The organism is Bacillus sp. ABR (genome assembly GCF_056172715.1).
Genome location: NZ_JAOYSL010000006.1, coordinates 87,561 through 100,936, shown reverse-complemented (window position 1 = coordinate 100,936; position 13,376 = coordinate 87,561). Strand labels below are relative to the sequence as shown.

Here is a 13,376-nt window from a genome sequence, read left to right as displayed (position 1 = left end):
AAACAGGTAAAAAGGCATAAGTCTAAAGAATTAATTTAATTTCTACAATGGTCATTTAGAGAGTTTTTCCATTGTTTATTAATGTTTATGCAGGTTAAGCAAAAAAAATGAACAATGGAATGGAACAAGATGATGGATAAAAATTCCTCTCATACGATATATCAATATATTTTTGTATTTCATCAACATAATGCTTTTAATGTGTTTTTTAAGGGTTTTATTTATTTTAATAAGTAAACAAATTATCTAGATATACTTAAGTGAACATATCGAGACTATAAACTTCTGAATTGGGGTCGATATAGACAGTGACAGGAAATCTTCCATTGAAAGGATTGATAGTATATGACTGTACGAGCAGAGAACCTCGTTCAGAACTGGTTTCCGAGTGAGGACGGAAATGCAGGAGAGCGTAAAGAACTCGTCAAATTGATGGAGCAGATCATTTCAGGGGTCGATGACCTGAAGGATCCCAACCGTGCACACCTTAAAGGTGAAAAGAATCGTGGGGAGGACTTTTACAAAAAGCTCACTGAAACAAGTCAAATTCCGATGAACGGCCAGCAAGCGGAACTTGTGAATGAAGAATTACTGAAGCTTTTACATAACCATCCATACCACACCAAGTATTTCTTCACGAACATTTTGCCAATGGCAAGTACACCAGGAATTTTAGGCATGCTGACAGCTATGCTGGTAAACGGAAACAACCTATGGGATGTTTACGGGCCAGCAGGTGCGGAAGCTGAGGTCAGAGTGGTCTCAATGATGTCTAAGCTCATCGGATATGATCCAAACGTGAGCGGGGGATACACAACATGGGGAGGTCAAGGAGCGATTTTTTCAGGACTTCGTTTAGCGATTGCCAAAGCAGCGCCGGAGTCACTGCGAAAAGGAGTTCCGCAAAATCTTTATGCGTTTTGTTCTGATGCCGCACATTACAGCTTATTTAAGTCAATGGAAGCAACAGGACTTGGCACAAACAACTTAATCAGAATTAAGACGAATAAAGATCATTCAATGGATATGGAAGATTTGCGTTGTCAAATGGAACGTGTTGCACAGGATGGCGGGATTCCCGTTTATATTGTGGCAACAACCGGAACAACAGATGCCATTGCAATTGATGATGTAAAAGGGGTACGTGAAACAGCAGAAGCGATTGCTGAAAAGTATGATCTGAAGGTGCCGCATATTCATGCAGATTCGGCGCTGGGTGGATTCTTTGCTTTCTTTAATGAGTATGATGTATCAGAAAACCCGCTGCAATTCTCAGACGGTGTTCTTCGTATGCTAAAAGAAATCAAAGCGAAATTCCAGCATCTTTCTCTTGCAGACTCGATGTGCTTTGATTTTCAAAAGCTCGGCCAAACACCTTACACATCCAGTTTATTCTTAGTGAAAAACGCTGCTGACTTAAAGCGTTTGGATCTGGAAGAACAAGAGACGCCATATGTTGGCCATAGAGGCTACGGGGAATACCATACGGGTTATACACTTGAGTGCTCAAGAATGGGAAGCTCAATCAGCATGCTGAGTGTGCTGTTAACGTTTGGGATTGAAGGCTACCAGCGCTTGCTCGGTCAATTCTTAGAAGTAAACCTTGCCTTCAGAGAAGCACTTAGTAGGGAAATTCCGCAAGCAGAAGTCGTGAATGATGACAACGTCGGAATGGCTACATTATTTAGAATTTACCTAGACGGCTCACCGCGTTTTCAAGAAGAGATTTCTGGCGAAGCGACTTCAATGGAAATTGAGCGAAACAATGAATTGAACAAAATGCTGTTTGAAAAACTTGGAGAGAAAAGAGACGAGATGTTCTTTGGCGATACAACGAAGTTTTTACTTGTTAACTCAAAAGAAGGTCAAGAATTCTATCTAAGTGTTAGTAAGTTTTTTGTCATCTCACCTTATACGTTACCAGAGCATATCCCTCATATCGTATCTTATTTAAAAGATGTGATTGCATCTGTTTGTGGACAATTTGAAAATGTACATGCTTAAATCAAATCTGAGAGTGGAGATGTAGGAAAAAATGGCGAAACAAAGGAAATTTGGAGGATACACGATATCCTCTAAAATCATGTCAGTCGTTACCGTAACATTACTCGCAACCGTTGCATTATTCGTTCTAACATTTTATCTAGTCAGCCAGGATTTATCATCCCAGTTATTAAAGCAATTTGATTATCGATTAACAACAGATATTGATACCGCCAAAAAAGAAATCGATAACATCGATGGAAACGTGCTCAGCATTAGCGGGAAGGATGATCCCATTTATGTCGATATCAAAAAGAAATTCACAGAGCTTCAAAAAGATCATACGCTTGAGAACTTATACGTGTTATCTAATAAAGGCGGTAAAGAAAGAATTATCGTATTAACTGGGGAAGACAATGATTTTGACCAGGATTATGCATTCTCAGATGAGATGAAGCAAGCTCTCTCTGAAGATAAAATGGTCAAAAGTGATATTTACCATGATTCATATGGAACACATAAATCAGTCTTTTTGCCAATCAAAGATTCAGGCGGTGAGCTGACAGGGATTTTAGGGATTGATTTAGATGCATCAATTGTTCCAGCCACAACGAAGAAGCTGACAATCTACATTACGGTTGCATCGGCTATTGTGCTCATCGGTGGATTGCTCTTCTCCTTTATCATGGGAAGAAGAATTGCGAAACCAGCACGTTCATTGATGGATTCAGCGAACCGAATTGCTGACGGTGATTTAACTGGAATGGTAGAAGTTGAGAGTAAAGACGAGATCGGCCAGCTTGCTGCATCCTTCCAAAAGATGCAGGGGCGGATCAAAGAGCTCATTTCGAAGATCTCGCACTCATCTAGTGAAGTATCAAAAATGTCTTCACAGCTTCGCACGGTGACGAACGAATCAAGTCAAAGTGCGCAGCAAGTGTCAGAAGCCATGACGAATATGAGTGAAGGAATCAATGATTCTGTCGCAAATATTACGGATTGTACGAGATCTGTTGCAGAGATCGATACTCAAATCGAAGGTGTCACAAAAGAAGTCGATGAAATGAAATCTGTTTCATCTGACGTACAGGAGCAGTCAGAATCTGGTCAAAAACTTGTGAACCATGTGCTTGATCATCTGAACTTGTTACATGACAAGATGACCAACTCGAAGCAGGCAGCAGAAGAATTACAATCCCATTCAACGGAGATTGAAAGTGTGATCTCGATTATTACGGACATTTCAGCACAAACGAATCTTCTTGCACTGAATGCTTCCATTGAAGCGGCACGTGTTGGGGAAGAAGGAAAAGGGTTTGCTGTTGTGGCAGATGAGGTACGTAAATTAGCAGAGCAATCAGCAGATGCAGCTAAAACTGTTTCAGACCTCGTTATCGGTACACAGGAAAACAGCCAGCGTGTTCTTGAAAGCGTAGAGGAAAGCAGTAAAGCAGTGGAAGAAGGACGTGAGCAAATGGAAGGCACGTCACAGAACTTCGCTGTGATTTACGACGGTGTATCTCAGTTTTCAAGAAGAACGAACAATTTGCTTGCTTCTATTAAGCAAGTTGAGCGAGCATATCAAACGATTTCTACATCGATTGAGCAAATTTCTGTTGTATCGGAAGAACATGCAGCCAGCTCTCAAGAAGTAGCGGCAGCAACAGAACAGCAAAGTGCTGGTATGCAGCAAATTTCAAGTGCGATTGAACAGCTCTCTGACATGTCAGACGACTTAGCACAAATGGTCTCAACTTTCAAAATCGACAAGAAATAACGAGAAAGGGCTAAAATATTTTAGCCCTTTTTCTCTTTTCAGTGAAGTAGGGATGAGCACCGAATGCGGTTTGTCTAGACGCTGAAGTTGGCTCTTGTGAGAGAGGCAGCTTTTTTGCTATGCTTAATCACATACTTGCGGTGAAAGGAGAAACGCTATGGATTTTGCGCAGAGATTATCAGAAGAACGGATCAAAAAAGCGATGGATAATGGGGCTTTTGAAGGATTATCTGGCTTTGGGAAGCCTCTGCCAAAAGATGACGCTGCTCATGTACCAGAAGAACTTAGAATGGGCTACCGCATTATGAAAAATGCCGGATTTGCTAGGGAAGAAACAGCGCTGAAAAAAGAACTTATGACTGTCAAAGAATTACTTCAATCGAGTATAGATGGAGAGGTAAGAAAGAAACTGTCTCTCATATGTGAAGAAAAACAAAAACGTCTGGATGAACTTACATCTAAGCGTCAAACTTTTGCCCGACCAGCCTCCTCCTTTTACAAAAATAAGGTCTACGAGAAATTAACGGAGCATAAAAAAAGATGATGACACGCTGCCTCCCTGAGCACATTGAGGGAGCTTTTTTATGTAAGCGCTACATTTTATTGTTGACTACATGTATATACAAATATAAAATATGAAGTAAACATGTATATACAAGTTTTTGGTTCTTTTTTCTTATATAAAAAAACGATCTCGGAGGGGATAGTATGGCTGATTATCAGGCAGCAGCAGATCAGATTGTGAAAGCCATCGGCGGCAAAGAAAATATCGATCAAGCGACACATTGTGTAACAAGGCTGCGCTTTGTGCTGAAAGATGAAGGTAAGGTGGATGAGAAAGCACTTGAACAAATTGATGAAGTGAAGGGATCTTTCTCAGCGAACGGTCAATACCAAGTTGTTATCGGCCAAGGGGTCGTCAATCGAGTATATGCCGAAATGGTCAAAAGGACGGGAATTGGGGAAACCACAAAAGAGGACGTCAAGCGTGCCTCTGATCAAAAATTGAATCCATTGCAGCGTGCTGTGAAAACGCTTGCTGATATCTTTATACCGATTCTTCCTGCTATCGTCACAGCCGGTTTATTAATGGGGATTAATAATATTTTAACAGCTCCTGATATTTTCTTCGATCAAAAATCGATTGTGGATGTGTACCCGGCATGGGCTGATTTAGCGAATATGATCAACTTAATTGCTGGCACTGCCTTCACGTTCCTGCCAGCATTAATTGGCTGGTCAGCTGTGAAGCGATTTGGGGGGAATCCACTTTTAGGGATGGTCCTCGGTCTGATGCTCGTACATCCAGACTTGTTAAACGCATGGGGCTATGGAGCGGCAGAGAAGACCGGTGACATTCCTGTTTGGAACTTGTTTGGACTTGAAGTGCAGAAGGTAGGCTATCAAGGACAGGTTCTTCCGATACTCGTTGCCTCCTATTTACTTGCAAAGCTCGAATTATTTATCACAAAACGGACACCTGAAAGTATTCAGCTGTTAGTTGTTGCACCGATTACGTTATTAGTCATTGGATTTTTATCATTTATCGTCATTGGACCTGTTACATTTGCAATCGGTAACGTTTTAACATCTGGACTTGTAGCGGTATTCCAGCAATTCGCAGCACTTGGCGGTCTATTATACGGCGGACTGTATGCAGCATTAGTCATTACAGGAATGCATCATACGTTCCTCGCTGTTGATATTCAATTGATTAACTCAAAGCTGCACGGCACGTTCCTCTGGCCAATGCTTGCACTGTCCAATATCGCACAAGGATCAGCTGCCCTTGCGATGATGTTTGTCTTAAAAGATGAAAAGCAAAAAGGACTTTCGCTGACATCCAGTATATCTGCTTATTTAGGAATTACTGAACCGGCCATGTTTGGGGTCAACCTGCGTTATCGATTCCCATTTATATTTGCTCTGATCAGCTCAGGGTTAGCCGGTATGTTTATCGCCTCTCAAGGGGTGCTGGCAAGCTCAGTTGGTGTTGGAGGCATTCCAGGAATCTTCTCCATTATCCCGAAATATTGGGGTGCATTTGCAATCGGAATGGTGATTGTACTCATCCTCCCATTCATCGGTACTCTTTTATATGCAAAACTAAAAAAGAAGAAGGATTTTTCAGACGAACTTAACTAGTGGTGGTGAAGGAAATTGAATCAGCAAACAAATGAACCGTGGTGGAAAAAAGCGGTGGTCTATCAAATTTATCCGAAAAGCTTTTTAGATACAACAGGCTCTGGGACAGGTGATATCAATGGCGTGACGAAAAAGCTTGATTATATCAAAGAGCTTGGGGCGGATTGTATTTGGCTCACGCCAATGTATGAGTCCCCGCAGCATGACAATGGCTATGATATTAGTGATTATACAAAAATCCATGAGATGTACGGCACAATGACAGATTTTGAACGCATGCTGAAGGAAGCGCATGAGAGAGGCATACGAGTCATCATGGATCTAGCCGTGAACCATACATCCATTTTTCATGAGTGGTTTCAAGCCTCGCGTGAGTCAAAGGATAATCCTTACCGAGATTATTATATTTGGAAGGAGCCAAAAGCGGATGGATCTCCGCCGAATGATTGGCAGTCGAAATTTGGCGGTCCAGCCTGGGAACTCGACGAAGTAACAGGAGATTATTATCTTCATTTATATGATGTCACTCAGGCGGATCTCAATTGGGAGAAGGATGAGGTGCGCAGGAAAGTATATGACATCATGCACTTTTGGTTTGAAAAAGGAATAGATGGGTTCAGGCTGGATGTCATCAACAACATCTCAAAGGATCAGCGTTTCTTAGATGATGCCGGACAATCTGTGCAAGGCGACGGCCGCATGTACTATACGGATGGTCCGAGAATTCATGAATTTCTGCATGAAATGAACCAGGAGGTTTTTTCGAAATACGATAGCATGACAGTGGGAGAAATGTCTTCAACGAATATCGCAGACTGTATTCGGTATACAAGACCTGATCGGCAGGAGCTGGATATGACGTTTAACTTCCATCATTTAAAGGTGGATTATCCAAATGGTGAAAAATGGGCAATCGCGCCATTTGATTTTCAAGAATTGAAGTCGATTCTGTCTGAATGGCAGACGAAAATGCATGAGGGCGGCGGCTGGAATGCGCTGTTCTGGTGCAATCATGATCAGCCGCGTATCGTCTCAAGATATGGTGACGATGACACGTATCATCAGCAATCAGCGAAGATGCTGGCAACCACAATGCATCTCATGCAAGGGACTCCTTATATTTATCAAGGTGAGGAAATAGGCATGAAGAATCCTCGCTTTGAGGACATTTCGTCTTACCGTGATATCGAATCACTCAATATGTACGAAGTCATGCTTGAAAAGGGGAAATCAAAGGAAGAAGCACTCGCCATTTTACAGGTCAAGTCAAGAGATAATGCGCGAACACCAATGCAGTGGACCTCAGAGAAGAATGCAGGTTTCTCAACAGGAACGCCTTGGATTGAGCCAGCCAATAACGACATTTCGGTCGAGGCTTCATTAAAAGATCGGACGTCCATTTTCTATCATTACCAAGCCCTTTGCAGACTGCGTAAAGAACTTGACGTGATCACATATGGCAGCTTCTCCTTACTCCTAGCAGAAGATCCAAAGATTTTTGCTTATGTTAGAGAAAGCAAGGATGAGAAGCTCCTCGTGATCAACCACTTTTATGCAGGGGAGACGGACTTTACGCTTCCTGATGAGCTTGTGCAGGCTGTTGATGAGATGGAGAGTCAAGTGCTGTTATCCAATTATGAGGATGTGCCGGCACATATCAAGGGATTTACGTTGCGCCCATATGAGTCAATCGTTTATCATTTAACCAAACGCTAGAAAATGGGGCGGAGGGAAAATGAAAGAGAATAAGTTTCGAGTGATTTATGATCAGCTCGCAAGACGAATTGAACAAGGTGAATGGCAGGATAAAGGTATCCTCCCATCAGAGCATGAGCTTTCGATCATGTACGACACGTCCCGGGAGACGGTGAGAAAGGCATTAAATATTCTTGTGCAAAATGGCTATATCCAAAAAATCCGCGGGAAAGGCTCTGTATTGCTGAATCGGGAGAAAATGCAGTTCCCTGTATCAGGTCTTGTCAGCTTTAAAGAGCTTTCCAAAACGCTTGGCCGAAAGACAGTTACAACGGTTCATGAATTTGGTTTAATCAAACCGGATCAGTATATTCAGTCTCAGCTAAAAATTGACGAACAGACGGACGTCTGGAAAGTCATTCGCTCTCGCAATATTAGCGGGGAAGAAGTGATTTTAGACAAGGACTACTTTTTGCAAAAGCATGTTGAAGTATTGTCTAAAGACATATGCGAAGGATCAATCTACGAGTATATTGAAGGAGAACTCGGTGTATCAATCAGCTATGCTCAAAAGGAGTTTGTGGTAGAGCCATGTACAGAAGAGGACGCCAAGTACCTTGATTTGAAAGGATTTGACCATGTCGTCGTGGTAAAGAATTATGTGTTCTTAGAGGATACGAGTCTATTTCAATACACAGAAAGCCGTCACAGGTTAGACCGTTTTAGATTCGTTGATTTTGCTAGAAGAGAAAAAATGGACAGAGCATAGGCTCTGTCCTTTTCAGGTTTTGGAGAAACGGGGATATACACAACGACAAAATTTTGATATACAGGAGGAAAAATGATTAGACTGAATCGACCACTAAAATTACGGGATTTAGAAATTTTTAGCGTGATGAAAGATCATCGAATATTATGTTACGTCATCATTGAAGATACTCGAAAACCGTTTACGCAAGAAGATAGAAAACTAAATCCATTATGTTATATGGATGAAGAAGATATACAAGCGATTTTGAATGTGTTTCATATTTCAATTATTAATGATGAAAAGTTAAGTGAAGAGGATTTAACTCTTATCCAATCGTATTTTGCTGAATTTGTAAATAATACGAATTTAACGAATTTTATTACGAGAGATTATGTTCAAGAGGATTTATATGCCATCGATGATGAAGATGACATCACGTTCTTCAATAGAATGCTGCGTCATATAGGATCAGATGATGTGAAACAATTTGATAAACGCAATTGGATTTATTTATCACAGGATTGAGATGGGAAAAGGACAGAGCATAGGCTCTGTCCTTTTCTTTTAGGATGATACATTTTTTCTTGTACGCTTACGCTGGTAGTAATAGAGGATACCGCCTGAGGCAAGCATGAGTACGCCAATCAATACAGCTGTATACATCATTGTTGCTGTATTCGGCAGTGTGCCGCCTGGGAGTCCGGTTCCATCTTGGTTTGGATCTGTACCTGTACCTCCGCCTGGCGCTGAACTTCCGCCGTCTCCACCAGCTTGATCTGGCGTTGTTCCAGCTGCCCCGCTTTGGTTGAGTACGGTGTATTCGCTGAAGTGTTCAGTTTGACCTGAAACGACCCCATTTTCGAATGATCCATTACTTGTTTTGGCATAACGATTTTTCTTGCGGTCTACATAATATACACCAGGTTTCTTTGCCTTTTGAGGTTCATCTAATGTAAAGGATAGTGTAACTGGATCTTTAAAGGTAGAAACCTTTTTCTGATCTTGTTTGATTTGGAAATCATACGTATCTGTTAATGCATTTTTCACCTTATCCGTCTTTGTCATCGATATTTCTGCTTTTTTCTCGGACAAGTTAGAGAGCGGTAATGCGAGTCCCACTTTGTCATGATAGATAGTGACGTTCGGATCTTGCTCTCTTTTCTTCAGCTCGGCTACCTGTGCTTTTGATAGTGACAATTGAACGTTTTTCGCTTCGCTCGCTTTGTCTAAATAGAGCAATGCTTTGTTTGTATGCTGCACATACGTTTGGAATTTCTCATCATCTTGAATGTCATAAGCGCCTTTTCCTTTCGCACGTGGAAGGAACACTTCTTTCACTCGATGATCGATGACAGGAGAAATATGCCCGCCGTCTGCCTGTTCAATTTGCTCTTTGAAGATTTCATAGTCAACATAGCCTAAGTCTTCGCCGTGAGAGGCTTCTGTAAAGACGCTGTAGCCATCGCCGCCTGTCCCGACAAATGCGTTTGTTGCCACGCGGTATGTTTTCTTATCATCAATGTCTGTTAGTTTGCCGTTTTTGTCTTTCAGTTTGACATCAATGAGTCTGCTGCCAGCTGGTTTACTCAGTGTAAACGTATATTCAATGCCGGCTACATGAGGGAATGCGCCGCCGCCTTCCTCAATGCCTGAAAGCCCTTGTTCGAGTGCTTTCTTAATTTGGCTGCCTTTTAAATCTGCGACATAGAGTGTGTTTCCGAATGGCATGACCGTTAAAATATCACCTAAAGTGATATCTCCTTTTTCAATGCTGCCTCGAATACCGCCGCCGTTTGTGATGGCAAGATCAGCACCAGCAGATTCCTGCGCTTTCTTCAGCATGCCGTCAGCAATAAAGTTCCCAAGGTTCGTTTCCTTCGCCCGGACATGCTCTCGTTGTCCGTCTAAGAGGACATCAGTAGACCCGACTTTTTCCGTTTTTAAATCTTGAATATCTGCCTTGTACTGATCGAGGATCGCTTTTGCATCGGCATCTTCTTTGACAGAGTCATCGATGGTGATGAGGTCAAAAGAAGATTTCTTTGGCTGTACGACTCCTTTTTGATTAAAGGCCACATCTACTTTCCCTAAGAATTGTCCGTAGTCTTTCACCTGGGCGACAATCGTTGGTTCTTTCTTATTGACGACCTTTAATTTTTCTACAAGGGTGTGCGTGTGACCGCCAATGATTAAATCAATACCGTCTACTTTTTGAGCCAGCTCAAGGTCACGGTTATAGCCAATGTGTGTTAAAGCAATGATTTTATTGATTTTTTCTTCTGTTTGAATGGTGTTGACTGTTTCCTTTGCTTTCTTGTATGCATCCTTGAATTGAATGTTAGGGCCGCTGCTGGATGTAATGGCCGTGTCTTCAGTGGTTAAGCCGAATACCGCCACCTTTTCACCGTTTACATCAAGCAGGATGTATGGGTAAATCCCAGCTTCTTTTTTCTCACCAGCTTTAAATGTGGCTGGCTTTTTCACTAAGCCGCTCAATTGTTTTTCCTTAGAGACATCAACGTTTGATGACACAATCGGGAATGCAGGCTTTTCAAATTGATGACGGTTTTTTGCATCTACATCTGATGCATCACCTGTCAGGAATTGACGAAGAACAGAAGGACCTTTGTCAAATTCATGATTACCAAACGTCATGGCATCATATTTCATTAAGTTCATCAGTTTGAGGTCGGCAAGTCCTTGCCATTTTGTGAAATATAGGTCACCAGAGAAGACATCTCCAGCATCTAATAAAATGTTGTTCTTGCTTTCGGCTCGAACTTCTTTAATCTTTGTGGCACGTCTTGCCGCATCATCAAGGTGGGCGTGTGTATCGTTTGTATGCATCACCGTTAAATTCCAGTTGTCTGATGCAGGCGGTTCTGTTGTGCCATCCTCTTTAAAGGCTAGCTTGTACACACCAAGACCATCTGTGCTGGCGTTACGAACAAAGTCTACGCTGCTAGATTTTTCAGCAAAAGGCTTAGCTAAAAGAGAAGATTCGAATGTGACAGTTGCGCCTTTGATTGGTGCAATGGACCAGTTTTGGTCCGCACTTGGGTTGATGGTTTTTTGTTCGATAATATAATCCATCAGCACTTGGCGGTTCTCATCGGCTGAGGCAAGCACCACTTTATCTTGCGTCAGATGCGGGAAGCCACCGCCGCCAGAAGCTCGATAGTTGTTTGTCACGACTAAAAATTCTTGATTGTCAGAGACTGGTTTTCCGTTGTAGGACAGGTTTTTGATGCGGTTTGCATTCGTATTGACAAGAGTGCCTGTTGTGCTGTACTTAGCAGGCTGCGTCACATCAACTTGATAGGTGACACCATCGATCACATCAAAGTTATACGAGCGGTATTCTTCGTTTAAAATAGGCTGTTCATTTGAATCGTTTGGCTTGATCTGATTAAACTGTCCGGCAGACATCTCGAGCCAGTCTTTCACTTCACTGCCTTTCAGTTTGACAATTTGCACGGTGTTATCGTAAAGGTAGAGATCGCCGATGTTTTTAATCGCTAAATCACCTTTTGCGATATTTGTATAATAATTTACACCGTTTCGGCCGCCGGCTTTAAACGGGGCGCCTGCAGATAAAATCGGTAAGTTTTTGTATGACGTATCCTTCATTTTTTCTTGTGCATACCATTTTTGTGCATCTGTCACAATTTGAATAGAAGGGTCATCCATCACTTGAGCAAAAAAGCTGTTAATGTCTGCTTCTGTTTTACCGACAGGTTTTCTTACATAATCAAGTGTGTTTTGATGCGTCGTTAGAATAGCGTCTTTTACAGTGCTGTTTTGAGAGGTGACTCCTGCAACAGATTCAATCTTTCCTGTTCCATCTGTGACTTTCCAGTTGCTGCCGTCTGGCTCTAATGTTAAATCAATGACGCCAAGGTAGCTTCCCCAGTTTTTAGACATGACGACTGGAATGCCGTTGATGGTTCCTTTTGAGACATCGAATTTGTCAACGCCGCTATATTCAGCGCTTGGGAATGTGCCGTGCTGGTGGCCAGACACGATCGCATCGATGCCTTTCGTTTTCGTGGCAAGGTCAAAGATCATATTTTCTGATCCTTTAGGCGAAGCGGTTTTTTCAATTCCTGTATGGGCAAGAGCGACGATGATATCTGCTCCTTTTTCCTTCATTTCAGGAATGGTTTCATTGGCAGATTCGACGATATCCTGCACTTGAACTTGTCCATCTAAATGCTTCTTATCCCACGTCATAATTTGTGGTGGAACGAATCCTATGTAACCGACTTTCACAGTTTGTGAGGCTCCGTTTGCGTCTTTAAAGGTTTTTTCTTGAATCACATAAGGCGTAAAACGGTGTTCTCCATTTAACTTTTTGACGTTCGCATTGACAATCGGGAAGTTAGCCCCGGCAATAGTACCGTCAAGAAATGATAATCCGTAGTTAAATTCATGATTACCAAGTGTTCCTGCATCGTACTTTAGTTTGTTGAGTGTATGAATAATGGGGTGAACCTTTGTTTGATTGATGATGCTGTCTTTCTCATTTTTGTAAACGTATTCTCCAAGAGGGGTTCCTTGAATCAGGTCTCCGTTATCAACAAGGAGTGTATTTGGATTTTGTGAACGGTGCTTTTCAATTAGCTCGGCTGTTTTTGCCAAACCAAATTCATTTGTTTCTTTGTCGCTGTAATAATCATAATTCATCATGTTCGCATGAACATCCGTTGTGGCTAAGATGCTGACTTTTACGGCATCGCCGTTTTCTATTGCTGCATGAGTAGGTACTGCTGGGAGAATGAGACTAATCATCATAATGGAAGTGAGCAGAATAGACAGGTTTTTCCTTCGTTTAGACCTATGTGTTTGCTTCTTCACCTGATCTCCGCCTTTCTAATTTTTTTGACCACAATACCTATTGTAGAAATGTTTCGTTAACTTTTGTAGTTATTTTTTGCAGATTATTGTAAAGATAACATAAATCATACGAATTACCTTGTTGAGGAAATATAAATAAGTCTAAATGCTTATTTTTATCATAAGGGG

Annotated in this window: 8 protein-coding genes; 7 read left to right on the top strand and 1 reads right to left on the bottom strand. The window is 41.8% G+C overall.

The features are described from left to right. Nucleotides 1-345: 345 nt before the first annotated feature. From OIT90_RS17540 to OIT90_RS17510, 7 genes are all read left to right on the top strand, one after another. Nucleotides 346-2,004, top strand: coding sequence for a pyridoxal phosphate-dependent decarboxylase family protein (locus OIT90_RS17540; protein WP_039177127.1), 1,659 nt, complete (start codon nucleotides 346-348; stop codon nucleotides 2,002-2,004). A 31-nt stretch (nucleotides 2,005-2,035) separates the two neighbouring features. Next, on the top strand, nucleotides 2,036-3,760 hold the full coding sequence (locus tag OIT90_RS17535) for a methyl-accepting chemotaxis protein (RefSeq protein ID WP_058837483.1): 1,725 nt from the start codon (nucleotides 2,036-2,038) through the stop codon (nucleotides 3,758-3,760). 157 nt (nucleotides 3,761-3,917) lie between these two features. Beyond that, nucleotides 3,918-4,304, top strand: coding sequence for a DnaJ family domain-containing protein (locus OIT90_RS17530; protein WP_474892788.1), 387 nt, complete (start codon nucleotides 3,918-3,920; stop codon nucleotides 4,302-4,304). A 164-nt stretch (nucleotides 4,305-4,468) separates the two neighbouring features. Continuing rightward, on the top strand, nucleotides 4,469-5,905 hold the full coding sequence (treP, locus tag OIT90_RS17525; protein ID WP_474892787.1) for a PTS system trehalose-specific EIIBC component: 1,437 nt from the start codon (nucleotides 4,469-4,471) through the stop codon (nucleotides 5,903-5,905). Between the two features lie 15 nt (nucleotides 5,906-5,920). Continuing rightward, nucleotides 5,921-7,621: an alpha,alpha-phosphotrehalase gene (gene treC, locus OIT90_RS17520; protein WP_474892786.1), complete on the top strand. Its 1,701-nt coding sequence runs from the start codon at nucleotides 5,921-5,923 to the stop codon at nucleotides 7,619-7,621. A gap of 19 nt (nucleotides 7,622-7,640) precedes the next feature. Next, nucleotides 7,641-8,369: a trehalose operon repressor gene (gene treR, locus OIT90_RS17515; protein WP_041087239.1), complete on the top strand. Its 729-nt coding sequence runs from the start codon at nucleotides 7,641-7,643 to the stop codon at nucleotides 8,367-8,369. A 72-nt stretch (nucleotides 8,370-8,441) separates the two neighbouring features. Further along, entirely contained in the window at nucleotides 8,442-8,876 is a 435-nt protein-coding gene (locus OIT90_RS17510; protein WP_474892785.1) for a terpene synthase, read from the top strand. A 39-nt stretch (nucleotides 8,877-8,915) separates the two neighbouring features. Here the strand turns inward: OIT90_RS17510 and OIT90_RS17505 are convergent, their stop codons facing one another. Next, complete coding sequence (locus OIT90_RS17505) at nucleotides 8,916-13,208, bottom strand: multifunctional 2',3'-cyclic-nucleotide 2'-phosphodiesterase/3'-nucleotidase/5'-nucleotidase (protein WP_474892784.1); 4,293 nt, start codon at nucleotides 13,206-13,208, stop codon at nucleotides 8,916-8,918. Between the last annotated feature and the right edge of the window lie 168 nt (nucleotides 13,209-13,376).

What these genes read in the sequence shown, in the direction of transcription:
- OIT90_RS17540 (WP_039177127.1), top strand. Translation starts at nt 346, where the DNA reads ATGACTGTACGAGCAGAGAACCTCGTTCAGAACTGGTTTCCGAGTGAG.
- OIT90_RS17535 (WP_058837483.1), top strand. Translation starts at nt 2,036, where the DNA reads ATGGCGAAACAAAGGAAATTTGGAGGATACACGATATCCTCTAAAATC.
- OIT90_RS17530 (WP_474892788.1), top strand. Translation starts at nt 3,918, where the DNA reads ATGGATTTTGCGCAGAGATTATCAGAAGAACGGATCAAAAAAGCGATG.
- treP (WP_474892787.1), top strand. Translation starts at nt 4,469, where the DNA reads ATGGCTGATTATCAGGCAGCAGCAGATCAGATTGTGAAAGCCATCGGC.
- treR (WP_041087239.1), top strand. Translation starts at nt 7,641, where the DNA reads ATGAAAGAGAATAAGTTTCGAGTGATTTATGATCAGCTCGCAAGACGA.
- OIT90_RS17510 (WP_474892785.1), top strand. Translation starts at nt 8,442, where the DNA reads ATGATTAGACTGAATCGACCACTAAAATTACGGGATTTAGAAATTTTT.